Consider the following 20,814-nt stretch of genomic DNA (forward strand, 5'->3'; position numbering starts at 1 on the left):
AGCACGCGGCGGATGGTAGCCTCATCCGGCGGCACGAACCGCCGGGTCAGCGGATCGCGGCGGACGCCCAGAGCGGCCAGGACCTGCGGCGGCGCATCCGCGACCCACTCGCCGACCGCGGTGAACGACGTCGCCCCGGCCGCCATTAACAACGACGTCAGGCTGTGCCGCACGCCGCGCCGATTCCGCGGATCCGGCACCCATGCCAGGTACTCCGCCAGGCCTGGGCACTGGCCCGACAGCAGCGCGCGGTCACTGGCCGGCAAACGTGAAAGCTCTTCCAGGGCGGCGCTGATCGAGGATGATGACAAGGCAGGCACGGTCTTCCGCAGCGATCACTGGATTCGACACCCACATGATCTTGGAACCGTGCCTGCGCCGCATCCCGGTGAGCGAACCAGACACCCGGTCATAAACAAGCCATCACGCCACTATGCCGGGACCCTGGGTCCTTGGTGCCTCTTACCTGGGCGGACGCTGCCGGCCGCCGTCCGATCTCCAAAGCCTGGAGCACGTCTCCGATATGAAGCGCGCCTGATTTCGTGGAGACTCTGACCGTGCCGCCATCGGTGACCTGTCCGCCGGTTGATCCCGACGATCCGGCCGGCCTCCGCAGTACCCACTCCCTGAGACACAGGATCCAAATATGCCGTGCGCTCAGCAAGTAGCTTCTTGCGGCCCTACGGAGACCGAACCGGCCGGATCTCGAACACTGCAACTCCTGAACAAATCAGGTGTTGCAAAGATCACTAGAACCTAGGCAGGCGTTCGATCACTCGCAGGGGGTTTCAACGTAGTCCTGGTAGACGGTTTTCACGCCCCAGTTGTACGCGCTGCCGTCGCACGTACCCCCGAAGACACCGACCACTTGGGTGTAGGAGTTATCGGAGTAGTACGTACTCTTGCAGGCGTAGCCGAGGGGGCAGGCCCTGGCTTGGGCGGGACCGGCAGGGAGGGCGACGAGGGCGGTTGTGGCCAGGGCCGCGGCGACGAGGGCGCGACGGATCATGCAAGGTCCTTCCTGAGCACGGAACGGCGTGGGTTCCGCCACCCGTCGGGCGGCGGCCCAACCCATGATCGAAATGATCCGTCACGTTCACATGAAACGCAATACTCACTCATATTCGTGCGTTCTGTAGAATGCCTAATGCATTCGCCCCGCTCGCCGAAATGTGCACCCGCCCAAGCGTCAATCGTTCACACCAAAGCGTTTGCCTGTTGTCACGCTCGGCACTTATGTCCTTCCACCTTTATCGCGTGGACGATTCCGGCCCACCCTAAACCGATTTTATGTTTCCGATTCACCAAGCACTCGTCGACCAACTGGAGCAGAGATGCCATGTCGACATTTTTCTAGTATTCGGACGAGAAGCTGCCGGACAGGTTCGAGATCCGCATCCTCCTCCTCGCTGACAAGGAAGGACGCACCTACGAGGTGAGCACGTTCAACGGCGGGCCGAAGCACGGTGAGACCAATGCCCGGTGGATGCCGTCAAGCAAGGAGGACGGCCTGACGGGTGGCCTGCGGGAGTCGGTCGAGACGATCGCGGCGGCGCTGACGGGGGTGGCCGGGGCGTGGGGTCACCGGTAGGTGTGCGTATGCACGCGAGGAAGCCCTGGAGCCAGGCGGTGCCGGGGCTTCCTTCGTTCAGGAGCGCTGTCAAACGTCTGCAGGGTGATCGCGAGTTGTAAGGGGTGACTCCTTGACGGCTGGGAGGCGGGCTGCTGGAAGGCTTCTCGGTGGTCCGACGACACGACCGCTGAGAAGTGGGAGGCGACGCGGCCTCACAATCAGGTGCGGTGTGTCGTCGAACCGGGTGAGGGCAACTGCGGCAAAGGGAGTCAGCATGACCACTCGATCCGAGCCAGGAGACGACCAGGCCGATCCGAGCCTGAGCGCGATCATGAGCGAGCGGCGTCAGCTGATCAATCTCGCGTACCGCCTCCTCGGCTCCCTGGCCGAGGCGGAGGATGTCGTGCAGGAGACGTACGCCCGCTGGTACGCCATGTCCCGGCAGCAGCAGGAGGCCATCGAATCCCCCGGAGGCTGGCTGACGAGGGTCGCCAGTCGTATCTGCCTCGACGTGCTCGGTTCGGCGCGGGCCCGGCGCGAGCGCTACGTGGGCGAATGGATCCCGGAGCCGCTGCCCGAACCCACGGAGTTGGGCGGCGCCGCGGTCGACCCGGCCGACCGGGTCACTCTCGACGAGTCGGTCAGCATGGCCTTCCTCGTCGTGCTCGAATCGATGACCCCGGCCGAGCGCGTCGCGTTCATCCTTCACGACGTGTTCCGCTACTCCTTCCCCGAGGTGGCCGAGATCGTCGGCCGTACGCCGGCCGCGTGCCGCCAGTTGGCCTCGTCGGCCCGCCGCCGCGTACGCGCGCAGCAGGCCCCCGCGACCGCGACAGCCCAGCGCGCCGGCATCGTCAGGGACTTCAAGGAGGCGTGGGAGGCCAGGGACATCGAGGCCCTCATCGGCCTCCTCGACCCCGACGCCACGGGGATCGCCGACGGCGGCGGCCTGGTCAGCGCCGTGTTCCGCCCGATCGAGGGCGGCGAGAAGGTCGCGCGCTACGCCATCGAGCTCGCCGGCTGGGTACCCGACCTGACGATCCTGGAGCGTACGGTCAACGGTCAGCCCGGCCTGGTGGCTCAGCGAGACGGCGTCACCGTGGTCGTGATGGCGTTCGACATCGTCGGCGACCGGATCAAGCACATCTGGGCCGTACGCAACCCCGAGAAGCTCCGTCCCTGGACGGCGGAGCAACAGCACTAGAGCGGGCGGCCGGCAGACCGGGATCCGCCTGCCGCCCGCGGGTGCCGCGACGTAAGATCACGAAAGTGTTACTGGGAAGAGACCCGGAGCTGGAAGTCGTCGATCGCTTGGTCGACGGGGTGCGGGCGAGTACCGGCCGCGCGCTGGTAGTCGTGGGTGAGCCCGGAATCGGCAAGTCGGCGCTCATGGACCACGCGATGGGCCGAGCCGGGCAGGAAATGCGCGTGCTGCGGGTGGCCGGCGTCGAAGGCGAGGCCGAGTTGCCCTACTCCGCCCTTCACCTTCTGTTGCGCCCGGTCCTCGACCGGATCGAGGTGCTCCCCGCGCTCCAGGCGTCCGCGCTCCGTGCCGCTTTCGGGATGGAACCCGCCGCCGGCGCGGATCGGCTTCTGGTCGGGCTCGCCACCCTCACGCTGCTGTCCGACCTGGCCGCGGAACGGCCCCTGTTGTGTCTGGTCGATGACGGCCACTGGGTCGACACCGCGTCCGCCGCCGCTCTGCACTTCGTGGGACGACGCCTCGAGCATGACCCGATCGGCCTGATCGTGGCCGTCAGGGAACAGGGCGGCCCATCCGACCACGCATCGTCCTTCGCGACCCTGCCGGTCATGCGGCTCGCCGCGCTGCCACGAGAAGCGGCGACGGCCCTGCTCGCGAGGGAGGCGCCGGAGTTGCCGGCGCGGCTCCGGAACCGGGTGCTGGCCGCGGCGAGAGGCAATCCGCTCGCATTGCGTGAGTTGCCCAAGACGGTCGATGACGAGGAGCCGTCGGGCACCGATCCTCTGCCGATCACCGAATGCCTGCGGCGCGCTTTCACCGGGCAGATCGACCGGCTTGAGGACGCGGCCCGCAAGCTGCTCGTGATCATCGCGGCGGAGGGCACCGGTGACCTGGGCACGGTCATGCGGGTGGCCGACCTCCTCGGCGTGCCGAGGACCACCCTCGCCGAAGCCGAGCGGGCCGGGCTCGTCGTCGTCACCGCCGGCTCGGTGCGGTTCCGCCATCCGCTGGTGCGGACCGCGGCCTACCAGGGGGCTCTGTTCACCCAGCGGCAGGTCGTGCACCAGGCCCTCGCCATGACCGTGGAGACGAGCGACCCGCACCGATGGGCCTGGCATCTGGCCGCCGCGGCGTTCGGGCCGGACGAGCATGCGGCCGCCGCCCTGGAACGCACGGCGGAGAGCTCCCTGCAGCGAGACGGCCAGGCTGTGGCCGTCGCGGCCTATGAGCGGTCGGCTCAACTCAGCGAGGACGGGCCGGCGCGGAGCCGGCGGCTGTCGGCCGCCGCCATGGCGGCGATCGAGGCGGGGCAGTTCGTCCGCGCCGGGGAGCTGTGCGACGCCGCCGCCCGGTTGACCGACGAGCCCGCCGTCCTCGCACGGCTGGCGGGTGCCCGCGGGCGGCTGGAGTTCGAGCGCGGCAACCCGAGGGCCGCCGCGAGACTGATGATCGACGGAGCCGCCAAGGTCCCCGTCGAGGCTCCGGAGGACGCCGCCGAGATGCTGGTGCTGGCGACCTACTACGCCGGGCACGGTGTGGACCTCCCGCTGGCGGGCCAAGCGGTGACGATGCTGAACTCGCTCGATCTTCCGGCGAACCATGGCTTCCAGCCGTACATGCGCCAGGCACGCGGATTGTACCAGCTCATCGCGGGTGAGGCAGCCGACCACGCCACGTTCGAGGCACTCCGCCCCACCTCGGTCTGGGAGCAGTCCTGGACGGCGCGGGCGCTCAACTTCGCCGGGCGTGCTTCAGAGGCGCTGGAGATATCCACGGCCATGGTCGCCCAAACCCGGGCAGACGGCCTCATCGGGCATCTCGCCAACGCCCTCTTCCACCAGTCCTGCGCTCAGACCTTGCTCGGCCGCTGCCGGGCCGCGGCCGAGTCGGCGGAACAGGGCCTCATGATCGCGGCCGACACGGATCAGGGATCGGTCGCGACCTATCTGCGTGGCCTGCTCGCGTGGCTGGCGGCGCTGGACGGAGACGACCAGCGCTGTCGTGCGTTCGCCGATGAGGCGATCCGCTATGCGGACGATCACGGAGCCCCGCCGAGCGCGGCGGACGCGACCTGGGCGCTGGCACTGCTCGATCTCGGCAACGGCCGCTACGAGTCCGCGCTGAGCCGCATGGAGAACCGGTGGCAGGGCTGGCCGCACAGCAGCGCCAGGGTCCGGGCCACCGCCGACCACATCGAGGCCGCGGTCCGGGCGGGGGAGCCCGGCATCGCCGCCCGCCTGATCGGTGAACTCGACGCCGACATCGGGAAGCTTCTCGACCCGTGCGCTCCGTCCATCATCGCCCGCTGCCGCGCCTTGGTCAGCCCGGCGCGGGAGGCCGAACACCACTTCGTCACGGCCCTGCGGCAGGGGGAGTGCCAGGACCGGCCGTTCGACCGAGCGCGCACCCTGTTCGCCTATGGGACGTGGCTCCGAAGGGAACACCGCAAGACCGAGGCGAGGAGCCGGCTCCGGGCCGCAGTGGAGATCTTCCAACGGTCCGGCGCGACGCTCTGGGCGAGCCGCGCGCAGGGTGAGTTGCGGGCCACCGGTGATCGGTCCGCCACCCGCTCACCCGAGCCCGGCCTGATCGACCGGTTGACACCCCAGGAGTTCCAGATCGTACGGCTCGCCGCGACCGGCGCCACCAACCGCGACATCGGAACGCAGCTGTTCATCAGCCCGCGTACGGTGGCCCAGCATCTGTACCGGGCCTTCCCCAAGCTCGGCATCACCACCCGTACCGAGCTCGCCGCCCTCAACCTCGACCTATGACACCGTCCCTTCGCCACTGTGGCGTGTAAGTCATCTGACTCAGGTCTCCGAAAGGGGCCGGCCTGGGAGTGGCGGACGATTGGGCCCGTCACAGACCTGGAGCGCACGACCGGGTGCCCTTCTGGGCGAGTTGAGCAATCTTTCGGATTCGGCCGAAGATCACACGCTTATAACGTGCCCATGGAGCACGACCGTCCCGTCCGAATAAGGGGAATCGCGATGAACAAGCTTGTTAAGACGCTGGCGGTGGCCGGCGCGGCGGCATGCGCGCTCGCCGTCTCCGCACCCGCCCAGGCCGCGTCCAACCCGTACAACCACGAGTCGGTGTGCGGCTCCGGCTACTACAACATCGACCACCACGACCTGTACACCTCGAGCGGGATCAAGGTCGCCACGATCTGGCTCGACTACAACGGCAGCTCCAACTGCGTGACCACGTTCGAGTACTCCACCCTCGCTGAGGTGTTCCTGAAGGCCACCCTGCAGGTGGAGGGTTCCACCACCAAGGTGGACTCCGGCGACTTCAAGTACTACGCCGGTCCCGTGCGTGCGGTCGCGCCCGGCAAGTGCGTCAAGTGGGGCGGTCAGTGGGACGTCGACCCCGGCGTCTCCTGGACGAGCCAGTGGTCCCACTGCGGCTGACGCGGTGACCGGGTGCCGGCCTCCCCGGCGTTCTCGGGGATAGCCGTCAGTGACAGGTGAAGGCCTCGCGCCAGTCGGGCGCGGGGCCTTCAGGCCGTGACCACTCGACGTGGACGGCTGGAGCGTCGAGTCACCCCGCTCACGCGCTGCCCCTGGCGCGAGCGCGGAAGGCGGCCGGGGTCTCACCGGCTCGCTGCCGGAAGAACTTGGTGAAGACCGTGGGCTCGGGGAAGCCGAGCTGCTCGCCGACGGCCGTGACCGCCAGGTCGGTGTGCACGAGCTGACGCTTGGCCTCGAGCAGGACTCGGTCGTCGATGAAACGTTTGGCGCCGACGCCGGCGGCTGCTCGTGTCGCGCGGGTGAGGGTGCGGACGCTGTATCCCAGGTCCCTCGCGAAGTCCTCCACACGGCGGGTCCGGGCGAAGTCCCGATCCACCGCGCCCTGGAAGCGGCGGAACGCCTCCGTCACGCCCGCCCCGTCGTCGTCCAGGCCGCCTTGTGCCCGTGCCAGCCGCAGGACCAGTACGGCAAGCAGATGCCGCAGCACCTCCACGTGCGCCTCGAGCGACGGACCGGCCGGGCCGCGACACTCGCTCTCCAGCAGGTCGAGGACAGCGCGTACGGTCTGGTCCGTGTCCTCAGAGATCAGCGGCTCCCGCCAGGAGGCGTCGACGCGTGCGAGCTCCACGGCACCGGGGCTCAGGAAACTGCGCTCGAAGAGGACGACGGAACCTTCGGCCGCGGTGAGGTCGGAGCGGAACTGCTGGATCTGACCAGGACGAAGCCACATCCAGGCGCCTTCGGTCAGCACATGCTCGGTGAAGTCCGCGCAGTAGCGCAGGGTGCCCGATCGCACGGTGATGATCTCGTGGAAGGCCAGCCGCTTGGGCGAGTACATGTCGACGTCGTGACCGCGGGCGCGGGCGAGCAGGCCGGGGAAGTCGAACACCTCCACGCCCGGCGGAGCTCCCACCGAAGCCCTGTACGGGACGTCCGTGACGACGACGTGTCCGTTTCTGTCCATGGTATGTCCCCAGCGTACCCTCTCGGGGCCTCCGCACCCGTCTAGCGTTGAGTGCAACAGAGCTGGTCAGAGCCGCATGAAGCGCCGATGACCGCGGGCCACACGAGGATTCGGTGTCCGAACCCGACCGTGCGGCGTCCGAAACAGCTCGTCCATTCGGCGTCCATCTCGCCGGGCGAATCGAGAGGGTTGATCATCGTGCGACTGATCGTGGGCATGACGGGCGCGACGGGTGCGGTGTTCGGCATCCGGCTGCTGGAGAACCTGGCCGACCTGCCGGAGGTGGAGGTCCACCTGGTGCTCAGCCGCTGGGCGCGGACCACGATCGAGCTGGAGACCGGTCTCACGGTCGCCGAGGTCGGCGCGCTCGCCGATGTCGTCTACCAGCCCGAGGACCAGGGCGCGCCGATCTCCTCGGGCTCGTTCAGGACCGCCGGCATGGTGATCGCACCGTGCTCGATGAAGACCCTGGCCGCGATCCGCGCCGGATACGCCGACGGGCTGATCGCCCGCGCCGCCGACGTGGTCATCAAGGAGCGGCGCAAGCTCGTGCTCGTCCCGCGTGAGACCCCGCTGAGCGAGATCCACCTGGAGAACATGCTCGCGCTCAGCCGCCGGGGGGCACAGCTGATGCCGCCCATGCCGGCCTTCTACAACCACCCTCGATCGGTGGACGACATCGTCGACCACATCACGGCACGGGTCCTCGACCAGTTCGACCTGCCCGCACCCCGCGCCCGGCGATGGGAGGGCATGCGCGCCGCCCGCGGCCTGCGCTCCGCCACCTGACCGGCACTCCGGCGACCGCTCCCCGGCCCGCACTCCCGCGCACCCGATCGTGCGACCTGTGAAAGGAACGACTCATGGCCTACGACGACCTGCGGAGCTTTCTCGACACTCTCGACAAGGAAGGGCAACTCCTCCGGATCAGTCAGGAGGTGATGCCGGAGCCGGACGTCGCCGCCGCGGCGAACGCCGTACCGCGCCTCGGTGACGCGGCCCCCGCCCTCTACTTCGACAACGTCGCCGGCTTCACCGGCGCGAAGATCGCGATGAACGTCCACGGCTCGTGGGCCAACCACGCGCTCGCGCTGGGCCTGCCCAAGGAGACCGGCACCAGAGAACAGATCGAGGAGTTCACCAGGCGCTGGGCCGACTTCCCCGTCGAGCCCGATATGCGGGACGACCCGCCGTGGGCCGAGAACACCATGGAAGGCGACGACGTCGACATCTTCTCGGTCCTCCCACTGGTGCGGCTGAACGAAGGCGACGGCGGCTTCTACATCGACAAGGCGGCGGTCGTCTCGAAGGATCCCGATGACCCGGACAACAGCGGCAAGCAGAACGTCGGCATCTACCGGATCGAGGTCACCGGCAAGGCGGCCCTGGCCATACAGCCGGTGCCCGTGCACGACATCGCCGAGCACCTGCGCAGGGCGGAGGAGAGGGGCGAGGACCTCCCCGTCGCCATCGCGATCGGCAACGACCCGGTCATCTCCATCGTCGCCTCCACCCCCATGAGGTACGACGAGAACGAGTACGGCCTGGCCGGCGCACTGCGCGGAGCGGCCGCTCCGATCAGCATGGCCCCGCTCACCGGACTGCCCGTGCCGTGGGGATCAGAAGTGATCATCGAGGGCGTCGTCGAGGGACGCAGGCGCGAGATAGAAGGACCCTTCGGCGAGTTCACCGGGCACTACTCCGGCGGGCGCAGAATGCCCGTCATCCGCATCGACAGGATCTCGTACCGCACGAACCCCGTCTTCGAGCACCTCTACCTCGGCATGCCGTGGACCGAGATCGACTACCTGATGGCCGCCAACACGTGCGTGCCGATGTACACCCAGCTCAAGGCCGACTTCCCCGAGGTTCAGGCAGTGAACGCGATGTACACCCACGGACTGGTCGTCATCGTGTCCACGAGAAAGCGGTACGGCGGGTTCGCCAAGGCCGTCGGCATGCGCGTTCTGACCACCCCGCACGGCCTCGGCTACGCCGCCACGGTGATCGTGGTGGATGAGGACGTCAATCCGTTCGATCTGCCCCAGGTGATGTGGGCCCTGTCGACCAAGATGAACCCGGCGGACGACCTGGTCACCGTGCCGAACCTGTCCGTCGTGGCGCTGGATCCCGCTGCCCGCACGCCCGGCGTCATCGACAAGTTGATCATCGATGCCACCACACCCGTGGCACCGGACACCCGCGGCAGCCACGGCACTCAGGTGCGCGACCTGCCCGAGACGAGCGAGTGGCTCGTCAAACTGCAGCAGCTGGCCGGCGGCCGCGCCGCGGCCTCCCCAGACAGGGAGCGTCATACACCGCACCATGCGGGAGACGCCGCTCCGAGCCACGACTCGATCTGCCCGCGCTGCGCGTACGAGACCGTCGAGAGGGTCTTCACCTCGCCGGTCACCGGCGCCTGGGACGTTCTGCGATGCGAGCAGTGCCTCTACATGTGGCGCACCAGCGAACCCGCTCGGCGGATCCGGCGCGACGCCTATCCGGAGGAGTTCCGGATGACGCTCGAGGACATCCGCGACGCCACCGAGATGCCGGTCATCCCACCGCTGCGAACCGCCGTCGAGTGAGCCGGCCATAAATCGATCATGGATTCGGGGGGACACCATGAGATCTGCGACGCACGGCCATGACTTCATCGTGGTCGGCGGCGGCACCGCCGGATGCGTGCTCGCCGCCCGCCTGTCGGAGCGCGACGACACACGCGTGCTCCTGCTCGAGGCCGGCGACGGGCGGCCGCTGGAGGCCATGTCCAGGCCGCCCGCCTGGCCGACGCTGCTGCGGAGCCCGGCCTGCTGGGGCGACGTCACGATCGAACAGGCCGCCACCGGCACGTCCACTCTCCTGCCGCGCGGACGAGGGCTCGGCGGGTCGTCCTCGATCAACGGCATGATCTTCGCCCGCGGGCATCGTTCCAGCTACGACGCCTGGCAGTTGGAGGGGTGGAGCTTCGACGACCTGCTGCCCCACTTCAAACGCTCGGAGAACGCACCGGGCCGGGACCCGGCGCTGCGCGGCGTCGGCGGGCCGTTGACCGTCGCGCCCGCCGATCCGGTCAATCCGGTGCTGGCCGCCTGCCTGGAGGCGGCCCTGGAGGCCGGCCATCCCCGGGCGTCCGACGTCGGCGGCGGGCTCGAGGAGGGGTTCGGGCCCGTCGATCTCAACATCGTCGGCGGCCTGCGGCAGAGCGCCGCCGACGCCTATCTGGCACCGGCCCTGGACCGGCCGAACCTGCGGGTGGTGCCCGGCGCGCTGGTCCACCGGCTGCGGATCGCCGGCGGCCGCTGCACCGGAGTCGACTACAGCGCCGACGGGCAGCGGGCCACCGCCTCCTGCTCCGGGGAGGTCGTGCTGGCCGCCGGCACGATCGGGTCGGCGCAGCTGCTTCTGCAGTCCGGCGTCGGCCCGTCCGCCCACCTGCGCGAATCAGGCATCGACGTCGTTGTGGACCTCCCAGGAGTGGGAGAGAACCTGCATGATCACCCCATGACCACCGTGGTGTACCGGGCGGCACGGCCGGTCCCGCCCGGCACGCACAACCACGCCGAGGTCTTCGGCCTGGTTCGCAGTGATCCCTCTCTGGACGAGCCCGACCTGCAGATCCTCTTCATCGACGGCCCGGGTCACATACCCGAGCCCGACGAGCAGGGTTACACGATCGGGGTCGGACTCATGCGCCCCCGCAGCCGCGGCACCGTACGCCTGGGCGGTCCGGAGCCGGGCACTCCTCCGGTGCTGGACCCGGCCTACTACGGCGACGACCGGGACCTGGCCGCAGTGGTCAGGGGGTTGCGAATGGCCCGTCAGATCGGCCGCGCGAGCGCCCTGGACCACTGGCGCGACCAGGAGGTGATGCCGGGACCCGACACGTTCGACGAGCCTGGCCTGCGCGACTACGCCCGCGCCACCCTGGCCTCCTACTTCCATCCGGTGGGCACCTGCCGGATCGGGGACGACGGCATGGCCGTCGTCGATCGCGACCTTCGGGTGCGCGGCATCAGCGGGCTTCGGGTGGCCGACGCCTCGGTGATCCCCTCCGTTCCGTCGGCCAACACCAACGCGACGGTCTACGCCATCGCCGAGCGCGCGGCCGAACTCATCGCGGGCCCACCGCAGGGGGAGTAGGGAGCCGATGCCGGACGCGCTGGTCGGGCGCGGAACCCGATCAGCGCGTCGCGGACGACAGGGGTCTCAGCCCAGGTGCCGGGTGAAGAACCGCAGCGTGCTGTCCAGCTCGAACGCCGGGATCTCCCCGTGCCTGCCCGGGTTGGCGTGCAGCGTCTTCTCGGTTGAGGCGAAGGCGTCGAACAGCGCCAGACTCGCCGCCCGGGGGACCATCTCGTCGTCCCACTGCACCAGGAACTCCAGCGGGACGGTGATCTGTGCGGCGGCCTCGGCCGAGGTCTCCGCCCCGTTCAGACCCAGCACCGCCGCGCGGACGCGGGGCTCGGCGGCGATGAACGGGACGCCGAGCCCGCAGCCCATCGACATGCCCCAGTAACCCACCGGACCGGGGCCGACGTGGTCGAGTTCCTGGACCGCGTCCACGACCGCCCGCCATTCCGGGACGGCCTGGCCGGCGAGAAGCGTGTGGAGAGCGGTGACCAGCGGAGTCAGTTCTCCTCCGGTCTGCGCGCGGGTCCGCATCTCGGCGATGATCCGGTGTTGTTCCTCACTTCTCGGCCGGTCGCCATGACCGGGCGCATCGACGGCCACCACCGCGAAGCCGCACTCGGCCGACAAACGCAGGGCGCGCGCGACGCCGTCGGGTGCCTGCTTGTGCCGGCCGCCGCCGTGTCCCATCAGGATCAGGGGACGGGTCCCGGCGGCACCGTCCGGCGTCCACAACACACCGGGGATCTCGCCGAAGGTGAAGGAGAGGGTGAAGAGCTGTTCGGTGACGCCGTCGTACGACGTCCGGGAGGTGAAGCGCATTGCGTTCCAAGCCTTTCGGGATGCCTTCTGCGGGCACTCCCTAAGCCACGCGGGGGAGGGAGGCCCGACCTGTCACAACGTTGATCGGTCTCACCTCCTCAGTTCGCAGCGGCAAACGGCTTCGCCGAAGTTAGCACAACCGGCTTCCCGCTTGTAGGTCTTTGTCCGGACATATGGCACTAGCGAGGTGCCGCGAGAACGTCCCGGAGCACGTCCTCCAGCGTGACGCGGGCCAGCTCGCGCCGCAGGGTCTCCTCGATGCCGTCGTAGATGCCCTGCATCGCCGGCTGGATGCCGTAACCCACCACGCACCCCTGGTCCGGAGTGGCGCGGTGCATCGCGAACAGCGGGCCGGGTTCCACCGCCTCGTACACGTCGAGCAGGGTGATCGACTCCAGGTCGCGCGCCAGCGACCAGCCTGCGCCCACGCCCCGCCGGGACTCCACGAGCCCCGCGCTGCGCAACTCGCCGAGCAGCCGCCTGATCACCACGGGATTGGTGTTCGCGCTGGTCGCGATCTGCTCGGAGGTGGCGACCTCGTGGCCCTGGCGCTGGTAGAGGCTGATCCAGGCCAACGCGTGGGCGGCGATGGTCAACCTGCTGTTGGCGCTCATGAACCCTCTCCTCTCGGCCGCAACGATCGATGTTACGACCAGGCGGTCGTAACAACAAATGTTGCGATGGGATCGTTGTAACAATTACTGTTACGACCGTTCCCGGAAGGATCGATCAGCGAGGTGAGAAGAATGGACAAGCCGCTCATGGGCAAGGTCGCCCTGGTCACCGGAGGGTCGCGCGGACTCGGAGCCGCGACCGTACGGCTGCTGGCCGAGCAGGGCGCCGACGTCGCGTTCACCTATGTCAGCTCCGACAGGCAGGCCCACGCCGTCGTCGAGGAGGTGCGCGGCAAGGGGGCGAAGGCCGTCGCCTTCAAATCCGACCAGGCGGACACGGGCCGGGCCCCGGCGTTGATCGACGACGTGGTCGCGTACTTCGGCGGCCTGGACATCCTCGTCAACAACGCGGCGATCTCGATCGAGCAGGGCCGCACGGTGGACGACCCGGACGCCGACACGGCCGCGCTGGACCGGATGCACGCCACCAACTACCTCGGCGTGATCGCCGTCATCCGGGCCGCCTCCCGAGTGCTGCGCGCGGACGGCCGCATCATCACGGTGAGCTCCGGGCTGGGCTCCCGGGTCGGCGTGCCGGGACTCGCCGACTACTCGGCGACCAAGTCGGGGATCGAGAGGTACACCATGGGCGTCGCACGGGATCTCGGGCCCCGGGGCATCACGGCCAACGTCGTGGAGGCCGGACTGATGGAGAGCGGCATGGAGCCGCCGGACCCCGAGACGCTCAAGGTCATGGTCGGCTCGCTGTCCCTGCAGCGCATGGGGCATCCCGACGAGATCGCCGTGGCGATCGCCTTCCTGGCGAGCCCTGCGGCGTCGTACATCACGGGCGCGGTGCTGGATGCCCACGGGGGATACAACGCCTGAATCCTGACACCCCGACAGGTCTGGCTTGACTGTATAGGAGTCAGCATCTAGGTTCTGACTATCGAATCGTGAAGTTAGGAGAGGTCGTGAGGGTGTTCCTCGCCGGTGCGTCCGGCGTGATCGGGCGGCGGCTGGTTCCCCTGCTGGTGCAGGCGGGGCACGTGGTCGGTGGCATGACGCGGTCGGCCGGCAAGATGGAGCTGCTGGCCGAGCTGGGCGCCGTGCCGATTCTGTGTGACGTCTTCGACCGGGACGCGTTGATCCAGGCGGTCCGTGACTTCAATCCGGACGTCGTTCTCAACGAGCTGACCGATCTGCCGGACGAGGTGGAGAAGATCGGTGACCACGCGGAGCTCAACGCCCGCATCCGCACCGAGGGCAACCAGAACCTGATCGAGGCGGCACGGCGGAGCGGGTCGCCGAAGATCCTGGCCCAGACCGTCGCCTGGCAGCTGCCTGACGGACCCGACGCCCGAGCCGTCGCCGCGCTGGAACGTTCCGTTCTCGCCGAAGGGGGCGTCGTGCTGAGCTACGGGCAGTTCTATGGGCCGGGCACCTACAACGAACAGCAGATCCCCGCGGAGCCCCGCGTGCAGATCGACCGTGCCGCCGAACGGACGGTCGAGCTGCTGGACGCGCCGTCGGGCGTCGTCGTCATCACCGACTAGCGACGTCAGGGGGAGTCGTGTCGCTCACGTTCGAAGGTGTTCTGGCCGATCGCAGCACGTGGCGGCTGGAGAACTGCTCGATCGGGAAGTCGATGGAGGTCATCGGCACGCGGTCGTCGATGCTGATCCTTCGCGAGGCCTTCTACGGCACGACGCGGTTCGACGACTTCGCCCGTCGGACGAAGCTCACCGACGCGATCGTCGCCGCCCGGCTGAAGGAACTGACCGACATCGGCCTGTTCGTCAGGCGGCCCTATCAGGAGCCGGGCAGGCGCAGCCGCTACGAGTACCTCCTCACCGAGAAGGGCAGAGATCTCGTTCCCGCCGTGTTCGCGCTCATGCAGTGGGGCAACAAGCACCTCCAGGGCGACGACGGCGGGCCGCTGCGCCTGGTGGAACGAGGCACCGGTGAGCCGGTCGTGATCGGCCCGCGCACCGTGTCCGGGAGGGATCTCGAACTCGAGGACCTCGCGATCGTGGCGCACGGCGATTGGGCCGGCTGACAGAGCGGTTGAGCGTTCATCCGGCCGGGTTCACATCGGCCGTCACCGATTCTCCGACCACCGCGCGCGCGTGGTCTCTTCAAGGAACCGTCTTGTCCTCATCTCAGCTGATCACCGAGGCGCCCGCGGCCCACCGCCGGCGCACTCTCCCCGCCGGACCGGCGTTGACGGGTGTAGCGCTCGCGTTCACCAGCCTGTATCTCGCGGCAGGCGCGCTGACGCCGCTGCTCGTGGTCTACAGACAGCAGTGGCGGTTCCCGCCGTCGCTTCTCACCCTGGCGTTCGCCGTATACGCGATCGGCTTCCTCGCCGCCGTCCTCTCGATGGGGTCGTTGTCCGACCATGTCGGCCGGAGGCCGGTCCTGATCGGAGCCCTGGTCATCCAGCTCGCGTCGAACGTGCTGTTCCTCGTCGCCACCGACATCGGGTGGGTGATCGCCGGCCGGATCGTGCAGGGCGTCGCCAGCGGCGCGGGGACGGCCGCCTTCACCGCGGCGCTCGTCGAACTCGCCCCGCAGAACAAGAAGAGACTGGGCACGATCCTCGGCAGCGTCGGTCTGACGGGTGGTCTGGGCGGCGGCTCCTTACTCGCCGGCCTCGCCATCCAGCTGTCGCCTGCGGCGAATTCGATCGTCTTCGCCGTCCTCGTCGTCCTCACGATTCTCGGGGCCGCAGTCGTCGTCCTGTCTCCGGAGACCGTGCCCCGCACGTCCGGGGCGCTCCGTTCGATGGTTCCGCGCGTCGCGGTGCCGCCCACGGCCCGCAAGGAGTTCGCCGCCGCGGCACCCGTGGTCGCCGCGGTCTGGATGCTCGCAGGGCTGTCAGGAGGGCTCGCCCCGAGCATGGTTCGCAGCGTCTTTCATCTGGACAGCGGCCTGCTCAACGGCGTGGCCGGCTTCGTCGCTCCGGCGGTGTCGGCGGTCATCGGGCTGTCGTTCGCACGCGTCGACCCCCGGCGGGCGATGACCGTCGGCATCTACGCGTCCATCGCCGGAGCCGCCGGCATCATCGGCGGCGTGTTCGCCGGAAGCCTGACGATCATGATCGTCGGGCAGGCCGTCGCCGGCGTCGGCTTCGGGGCGTCGTTCTCCGCGGCCCTGCGGCTCGTCTTCCCGCTCGCGGAAGCACACCAGCGCGCGGGGGTCGTGGCCGGAATCTACGTCGTCTCCTACGTGGCGTTCGGAGTGCCCATCGTCATCGAGGGCCGCCTCGCCGGCCCTCTCGGCGAGGTGCCGGCGGTCGTCTGCTACACGGCGCTGACCGTCCTCCTCGCGCTCATCAGCCTCATCGCCCAGATCCGCATCCAACGCCGCGCCTGAAGCGGAGTACGCGACAAAGGAGGAACCGCGTCAGGCCCTGGTGCGGTCTCGCCCGATACGTCGTGCTCATCCGGTGTCCTCGTCCGCGTTGGAGTGCGGTGGGTGGAAGGTGTGCCGCTCGGCCGGCGTCGGCGCGGCGCCCCGACGGTTCCAGCACCGCCTCACCGCACATTCATCGGATCTCCACGCGGTGTGAATCGAAGATCATCTTGAGGTCGAGATCCGCGTTCGGCGCCCGCGTTAGGTCGGGTGATCAGGGTCGACAGGCACGGGAGCATCACGTCCTCGGGGCCGCAGGGCCTGCAGGCGACGGGTGCCGCTGAGCGTAGGACCAGTGCCGAGCGGAAATCAATACTTGACGAAGTTAAATATTGCTCCTACGTTTCGCCTATGTTTCCCGGGAACGGCATGGCTTCGCTGTGGCACCTGTGGCAACGGCGGGTGTTCATGGCTGTGCCGACCCACGGACCACTCGGTCGTGTGAGTCTCGCGCGCCGGCTCAGGCTGTCCTCCGCCGTGTCACCGAGGCCGCGCACTCGCTCGTCGACACGGTCGTCGCATGAATCGGCCGCGTCCGTCCGCCCGCTCCTCCTCGAGGAGTGGGCAGGCGGAGCGGCTGCGGTGAGCGTCCAGCCATTCGCCGTTCCCTGACCCGCCGACTTTCCTCCGGCCCCGGCCGGCCATAACGCAACAGGTACGACCCTCACCCCGCAACAGGAGGTGTGACTGTGACGTCACCCCGTTTCCTGATGGAGCCGCACGTGCCGTCCTGCGCGGTGCCGAACGGCAGCTGTGCCGAGCACATCCCGCAGCTGGGCGCCATCACCCATACCGGACCGCCGATCACGGACGGCCGGGTCCGGCCGCCGGCCGCACCCGTCGTCGGCGTCGCCCGGGACCTCGACGCAGCCGACCTGCGGGTGGGTTGATGGAGATCACCACGCGGCCTCCGGGCTCGCAGGTCCGCCCGGCCGAGAGGCCGGTCGGGTCCGGACGGAGCCGGAACGCGTTCGCGCGCTACTTCCACAGCCATTGGACCGAGGCCCGGCGGTCCTGGCGCCTGCACTGGCAGCTGTACCTGCTGGTGATCGTGCCGGTGGCGTACTTCGTCATCTTCAAGTACATCCCGATCAGCAACGCCGTCATCGCGTTCAAGGACTACAACGTCATCAAGGGGGTCTGGGGCAGCGACTGGGTCGGGTTCAAGAACTTCGAGCTGTTCTTCAGCAACCCGGTCTTCGGCACGCTGCTGAAGAACACCTTCATCCTGGCGTTCTACCTGGTGCTGGCCAGTTTCCCGATCCCGATCATCCTGGCCATCGCGCTCAACGAGATCCGCAACGGCCTGTTCAAGCGCACGGTTCAGCTGCTCACCTACGCGCCGTACTTCATCTCCACCGTCGTGGCGGTGTCGATGACGATCCTCATCCTGTCGCCGCGGCTGGGCATCGTGAACGACGCGATCGGCCTGTTCGGGATCCCGGCGATCGACTTCCTCGGCGATCCGGACTACTTCCGGCACATCTACGTCTGGTCCGACGTGTGGCAGACGACGGGCTACTCCGCCGTCATCTACATGGCCGCCCTCGCCGGCATCGACCCCGCGCTGCACGAGGCCGCGAAGATCGACGGCGCCAGCCGCTGGCAGCGGATCCGGAACGTCGACCTGCCGGGGATCATGCCCACCGCTGTGATCATCCTTGTGCTCGGCGTGGGCAACATGATGGCGATCGGGTTCGAGAAGGCCTTCCTGCTGCAGAACGACCTGAACCTCGCCCAGTCGGAGATCATCGCGACCTACGTCTACAAGACCGGCCTGGTCAACGCGGACTTCAGCATGGCCACCGCCGTCGGTCTGTTCAACTCGGTGGTCAATCTCTGCCTGCTGCTGTTCGTCAACTTCGCCGCCAAGCGGATCACCGGGAAGGGGTTGTGGGGATGAGCGCGCTGACGACGTCGCCCCTGTCCAGGCTGCGACGGAAGCCGGCGGCGAAGGAGCGGATCCGTGAGCCGTTCCGCGACCGGGTGTTCCTGGTCGTCGTCACGATCATGCTGGTGGTGATCCTGGGGCTGGTACTGCTGCCGCTGATCTACATCGTCGCCAATTCGTTCAGCAGCGCGAGTGCCGTATCCGCGGGCAGGGTGACCTTCTGGCCGATCGACTTCTCGCTGCGCGCCTACGAGGTCGCCCTGAGCAACCCGCAGATCCTGCGGGGGTACTACAACTCGCTGATCTATGCCGTCTGCGGCACCTTGATCAGCGTCACGCTGACCGTCGCCATCGCCTACCCGTTGTCGCGCAAGAGGTTCTTCGGGCGCAACGTGCTGATGACCGCCCTGATCTTCACCATGCTGTTCTCGGGCGGCCTGATCCCGACGTACATGGTGGTCCAGGACCTCGGCATGCTGAACACCCGCTGGGCGTTGCTGATCCCCAACGCCGTCGGCGTCTGGCAGGTGATCATCGCACGCACGTTCTTCGCCAACATCCCGGAGGACCTTCACGAGGCGGCGATGCTGGACGGGGCGAGCGAGCTCCGCTATCTCCGGTCGGTGGTTCTGCCGCTGTCGAAGCCGCTGCTGGCCGTCCTCGCGCTGATGTACGTGATCTTCCAGTGGAACACCTACTTCGACGCCCTGGTCTATCTCAAGGATCAGGATCTCTTTCCGTTGCAGATCGTGCTCAGGAACGTCCTCATCCTGAACCAGCGCAACGTCGGCGTCGCGGACGTGGCCCAGCAGCTCCAGCAGCAACAGCTGGCCAACGTCCTGAAGTACGCCCTCATCGTCGTCTCGAGCCTGCCCGTACTGATCATCTATCCCTTCGTCGCCCGCCACTTCACCAAGGGCGTCATGGTCGGCGCCGTCAAGGGCTAGCAATTCACCGATTGGAAGGAACCATGAAAATACCCCCCATCAGGAAAGCCGCCGCTCTGGCGATCGCCGCGACTTTGGTCGTCGCGGGGTGCAGCTCCGGCGAGGACGAATCCAGCAAGCCGGAGCTCGGTGCGGGCGGCAAGGTCATCATCGACACGCTCGCGCCCGCCGACGCGGACACGAACCTGGACACCAACCCGGTCACGAAGTTGATGAGTGACAAGTTCAAGATCCAGTTCCGCTGGCAGACCACCACGTTCGACGCGGGGCCGGCCAAGGAGAAGCGGCAGATCGCGCTCGCCAGCGGCGACTACCCGGACCTGTTCATGCTGATCCCCTGGGTGGACGGCTTCTCCCAGGCCGAGGTGCTGAAGCTGGGCAAGCAGGGCGTCGCCGTCCCGCTGGAACAGCTGATCAAGGACAACGCGCCGAACATCCAGAAGGCGCTGGACTCCAACAAGACGCTCAAGGAGATGTCGACCGCGCCCGACGGGCACATCTACGCGCTGCCGCAGTGGTCGGACTGCTTCCACTGCAGCTACCCCGACAAGCTGTGGATCAACACCGCCTGGCTGAAGAAGCTCCACCTGGACATGCCGAAGACCACCGACGAGCTTCGCGCGGTCCTGGAGGCGTTCAAGACCAAGGATCCGAACGGCAACGGCAAGGCCGACGAGATCCCGATGACCACGGACGTGCAGGACAGCCACCTGATCGAGTATCTGATGGGGGCGTTCGCCTACCCGCCGGCCGGTGCGAACAACGGCGGGGTCGGGCTGCTCACCCTCAACGGCGACAAGGTCACGACCCCGGTGATCACGCCGGAGTGGCGCGAGGGCCTGAAGTACATCAACTCGCTGGTCAAGGACGGCCTGATCGACAAGGCGGCGTTCACGCAGAACGCCGAGGCGCTCCAGGCGACCGGCAACAACCCCGACGCGGTCATGGTCGGCTCGGCGCCGCTCCTGCACCCCGGCATCTTCGTGCAGCTGGGCTCCAAGGACGGCCGCGACAAGCAGTACGACGCCGCCCCGCCGCTGACCGGGCCGTCCGGTAAGAGCTTCAGCGGCCTGAACTACCCGAGCTCCAGCACCTTCACCTTCATGCTGACCAACAAGGCCAGCAAGGAGGCGCAGGTCGCCGCGATCAAGATGCTGGACTACATCTACACGACCGAGGGCACCGAGATCGCGGTCATGGGGCCGGAGGGTGTGGGCTGGAACAAGCCGGGCCCCGACGACATCGCGCTGGACCAGTCGATCAAGCCGCTCTACAAGCGCACGCCGGGTACGCAGGCGCCCAAGAACCTCTCCTGGGACGCGATGGCGCAGTACAACCTGACCCTCGACTACCGCAACGCCCAGGTGGTGCCGGCGGACATCTACTCCGAGGACGGATACGAGCGGAGGCTGTTCGAGGCGACCAAGCTGTACGAGGGCCACGAGGACAAGGCGCAGTTCTTCCCGACCGTCTCGGTCTGGACCGACCCGGCCGTCAGCGGCGAGATGGCGACGCTGAAGACCAACCTCGAGAGCTACGTCGCCCAGGGCCAGCTGGCCTTCATCACCGGGTCCAAGAACCTCGACACCGACTGGGACGCCTTCGTCCAGGGTCTCGACGGTGTCGGCCTGAAGCGGTACCTGGAGCTGAACCAGCAGGCCTACGACAAGTACAAGGCCGGTCAGTGACACCGCGCCCAGCCGGCCGGAGTGGGCCGGGGCCACTGCGGCCGGCGACGGCCGGCTGGGCGCGAGGGTGTCCGGCGGCTCCCGCGC

Annotated in this window: 19 protein-coding genes and 1 pseudogene; 15 read left to right on the forward strand and 5 right to left on the reverse strand. The window is 68.3% G+C overall.

Annotation, left to right across the window (positions count from 1 at the left end; genetic code table 11):
* Nucleotides 1-11 precede the first annotated feature (11 nt).
* Nucleotides 12-320: pseudogene (locus Pph01_RS43760) on the reverse strand (transposase family protein); the annotation flags it as partial.
* Between the two features lie 452 nt (nucleotides 321-772).
* The gene (locus tag Pph01_RS30735; protein WP_204076672.1) at nucleotides 773-1,009 is read right to left on the reverse strand and encodes a DUF6289 family protein; all 237 of its coding nucleotides are present in this window, start codon (nucleotides 1,007-1,009) and stop codon (nucleotides 773-775) included.
* A gap of 426 nt (nucleotides 1,010-1,435) precedes the next feature.
* Between Pph01_RS30735 and Pph01_RS30740 the strand changes: the two genes are divergently transcribed.
* The 4 genes from Pph01_RS30740 to Pph01_RS30755 all read left to right on the forward strand — a co-directional run bounded on the left by Pph01_RS30740 (nucleotide 1,436) and on the right by Pph01_RS30755 (nucleotide 6,193).
* Nucleotides 1,436-1,591, forward strand: a complete 156-nt coding sequence (locus tag Pph01_RS30740; RefSeq protein ID WP_204076673.1) for a hypothetical protein — start codon at nucleotides 1,436-1,438, stop codon at nucleotides 1,589-1,591.
* A gap of 256 nt (nucleotides 1,592-1,847) precedes the next feature.
* Entirely contained in the window at nucleotides 1,848-2,777 is a 930-nt protein-coding gene (gene sigJ / locus Pph01_RS30745; protein ID WP_204076674.1) for an RNA polymerase sigma factor SigJ, read from the forward strand.
* 65 nt (nucleotides 2,778-2,842) lie between these two features.
* Entirely contained in the window at nucleotides 2,843-5,551 is a 2,709-nt protein-coding gene (locus tag Pph01_RS30750) for a helix-turn-helix transcriptional regulator (protein ID WP_204076675.1), read from the forward strand.
* A gap of 219 nt (nucleotides 5,552-5,770) precedes the next feature.
* Nucleotides 5,771-6,193: a hypothetical protein gene (locus tag Pph01_RS30755; protein ID WP_204076676.1), complete on the forward strand. Its 423-nt coding sequence runs from the start codon at nucleotides 5,771-5,773 to the stop codon at nucleotides 6,191-6,193.
* 139 nt (nucleotides 6,194-6,332) lie between these two features.
* Here Pph01_RS30755 and Pph01_RS30760 read toward each other — a convergent pair whose 3' ends face one another.
* A complete protein-coding gene (locus Pph01_RS30760; RefSeq protein WP_204076677.1) occupies nucleotides 6,333-7,217 on the reverse strand; it encodes a helix-turn-helix transcriptional regulator in 885 nt (294 codons plus the stop codon).
* 198 nt (nucleotides 7,218-7,415) lie between these two features.
* Here Pph01_RS30760 and Pph01_RS30765 point away from each other — a divergent pair, with 198 nt between their 5' ends.
* The 3 genes from Pph01_RS30765 to Pph01_RS30780 all read left to right on the forward strand — a co-directional run bounded on the left by Pph01_RS30765 (nucleotide 7,416) and on the right by Pph01_RS30780 (nucleotide 11,360).
* Nucleotides 7,416-8,006: a non-oxidative hydroxyarylic acid decarboxylases subunit B gene (locus tag Pph01_RS30765; RefSeq protein WP_204076678.1), complete on the forward strand. Its 591-nt coding sequence runs from the start codon at nucleotides 7,416-7,418 to the stop codon at nucleotides 8,004-8,006.
* Nucleotides 8,007-8,080: 74 nt separating this feature from the next.
* Nucleotides 8,081-9,805, forward strand: a complete 1,725-nt coding sequence (locus tag Pph01_RS30770) for a non-oxidative hydroxyarylic acid decarboxylases subunit C (protein ID WP_275412889.1) — start codon at nucleotides 8,081-8,083, stop codon at nucleotides 9,803-9,805.
* A 37-nt stretch (nucleotides 9,806-9,842) separates the two neighbouring features.
* Entirely contained in the window at nucleotides 9,843-11,360 is a 1,518-nt protein-coding gene (locus Pph01_RS30780; RefSeq protein WP_204076679.1) for a GMC family oxidoreductase, read from the forward strand.
* 66 nt (nucleotides 11,361-11,426) lie between these two features.
* Here Pph01_RS30780 and Pph01_RS30785 read toward each other — a convergent pair whose 3' ends face one another.
* Nucleotides 11,427-12,170: a dienelactone hydrolase family protein gene (locus Pph01_RS30785; protein WP_204076680.1), complete on the reverse strand. Its 744-nt coding sequence runs from the start codon at nucleotides 12,168-12,170 to the stop codon at nucleotides 11,427-11,429.
* Nucleotides 12,171-12,349: 179 nt separating this feature from the next.
* Nucleotides 12,350-12,784 (reverse strand): Rrf2 family transcriptional regulator, encoded by a 435-nt coding sequence (locus Pph01_RS30790; RefSeq protein WP_204076681.1) that lies wholly within the window; start codon nucleotides 12,782-12,784, stop codon nucleotides 12,350-12,352.
* A 132-nt stretch (nucleotides 12,785-12,916) separates the two neighbouring features.
* On the opposite strand from Pph01_RS30790, the gene Pph01_RS30795 reads away from it, so the two are divergent.
* The 8 genes from Pph01_RS30795 (at nucleotide 12,917) to Pph01_RS30830 (ending at nucleotide 20,727) form a co-directional block, all read left to right on the forward strand.
* Entirely contained in the window at nucleotides 12,917-13,672 is a 756-nt protein-coding gene (locus Pph01_RS30795; protein ID WP_204076682.1) for an SDR family NAD(P)-dependent oxidoreductase, read from the forward strand.
* Between the two features lie 68 nt (nucleotides 13,673-13,740).
* The gene (locus tag Pph01_RS30800; RefSeq protein ID WP_204076683.1) at nucleotides 13,741-14,340 is read left to right on the forward strand and encodes an NAD-dependent epimerase/dehydratase family protein; all 600 of its coding nucleotides are present in this window, start codon (nucleotides 13,741-13,743) and stop codon (nucleotides 14,338-14,340) included.
* 17 nt (nucleotides 14,341-14,357) lie between these two features.
* Entirely contained in the window at nucleotides 14,358-14,843 is a 486-nt protein-coding gene (locus Pph01_RS30805; RefSeq protein WP_239117141.1) for a winged helix-turn-helix transcriptional regulator, read from the forward strand.
* 92 nt (nucleotides 14,844-14,935) lie between these two features.
* Nucleotides 14,936-16,162, forward strand: a complete 1,227-nt coding sequence (locus tag Pph01_RS30810) for an MFS transporter (protein WP_204076684.1) — start codon at nucleotides 14,936-14,938, stop codon at nucleotides 16,160-16,162.
* Nucleotides 16,163-16,890: 728 nt separating this feature from the next.
* Nucleotides 16,891-17,091: a hypothetical protein gene (locus Pph01_RS30815; RefSeq protein ID WP_204076685.1), complete on the forward strand. Its 201-nt coding sequence runs from the start codon at nucleotides 16,891-16,893 to the stop codon at nucleotides 17,089-17,091.
* Nucleotides 17,091-18,104 (forward strand): ABC transporter permease, encoded by a 1,014-nt coding sequence (locus Pph01_RS30820; protein WP_204076686.1) that lies wholly within the window; start codon nucleotides 17,091-17,093, stop codon nucleotides 18,102-18,104. The genes Pph01_RS30815 and Pph01_RS30820 overlap by 1 nt, the downstream gene beginning before the upstream one ends.
* Nucleotides 18,101-19,039, forward strand: a complete 939-nt coding sequence (locus tag Pph01_RS30825) for a carbohydrate ABC transporter permease (protein WP_204076687.1) — start codon at nucleotides 18,101-18,103, stop codon at nucleotides 19,037-19,039. The genes Pph01_RS30820 and Pph01_RS30825 overlap by 4 nt, the downstream gene beginning before the upstream one ends.
* A gap of 23 nt (nucleotides 19,040-19,062) precedes the next feature.
* Nucleotides 19,063-20,727 (forward strand): type 2 periplasmic-binding domain-containing protein, encoded by a 1,665-nt coding sequence (locus tag Pph01_RS30830; protein ID WP_204076688.1) that lies wholly within the window; start codon nucleotides 19,063-19,065, stop codon nucleotides 20,725-20,727.
* Nucleotides 20,728-20,814: the final 87 nt, after the last annotated feature.

It is taken from the genome of Planotetraspora phitsanulokensis (assembly GCF_016863295.1).
GTDB classification, from domain to species: domain Bacteria; phylum Actinomycetota; class Actinomycetes; order Streptosporangiales; family Streptosporangiaceae; genus Planotetraspora; species Planotetraspora phitsanulokensis.

What these genes read in the sequence shown, in the direction of transcription:
- Pph01_RS30780 (WP_204076679.1), top strand. Translation starts at nt 9,843, where the DNA reads ATGAGATCTGCGACGCACGGCCATGACTTCATCGTGGTCGGCGGCGGC.
- Pph01_RS30760 (WP_204076677.1), bottom strand. Translation starts at nt 7,217, where the DNA reads ATGGACAGAAACGGACACGTCGTCGTCACGGACGTCCCGTACAGGGCT.
- Pph01_RS30755 (WP_204076676.1), top strand. Translation starts at nt 5,771, where the DNA reads ATGAACAAGCTTGTTAAGACGCTGGCGGTGGCCGGCGCGGCGGCATGC.
- Pph01_RS30785 (WP_204076680.1), bottom strand. Translation starts at nt 12,170, where the DNA reads ATGCGCTTCACCTCCCGGACGTCGTACGACGGCGTCACCGAACAGCTC.
- Pph01_RS30830 (WP_204076688.1), top strand. Translation starts at nt 19,063, where the DNA reads ATGAAAATACCCCCCATCAGGAAAGCCGCCGCTCTGGCGATCGCCGCG.
- Pph01_RS30795 (WP_204076682.1), top strand. Translation starts at nt 12,917, where the DNA reads ATGGACAAGCCGCTCATGGGCAAGGTCGCCCTGGTCACCGGAGGGTCG.
- Pph01_RS30825 (WP_204076687.1), top strand. Translation starts at nt 18,101, where the DNA reads ATGAGCGCGCTGACGACGTCGCCCCTGTCCAGGCTGCGACGGAAGCCG.
- sigJ (WP_204076674.1), top strand. Translation starts at nt 1,848, where the DNA reads ATGACCACTCGATCCGAGCCAGGAGACGACCAGGCCGATCCGAGCCTG.
- Pph01_RS30820 (WP_204076686.1), top strand. Translation starts at nt 17,091, where the DNA reads ATGGAGATCACCACGCGGCCTCCGGGCTCGCAGGTCCGCCCGGCCGAG.
- Pph01_RS30770 (WP_275412889.1), top strand. Translation starts at nt 8,081, where the DNA reads ATGGCCTACGACGACCTGCGGAGCTTTCTCGACACTCTCGACAAGGAA.
- Pph01_RS30735 (WP_204076672.1), bottom strand. Translation starts at nt 1,009, where the DNA reads ATGATCCGTCGCGCCCTCGTCGCCGCGGCCCTGGCCACAACCGCCCTC.
- Pph01_RS30790 (WP_204076681.1), bottom strand. Translation starts at nt 12,784, where the DNA reads ATGAGCGCCAACAGCAGGTTGACCATCGCCGCCCACGCGTTGGCCTGG.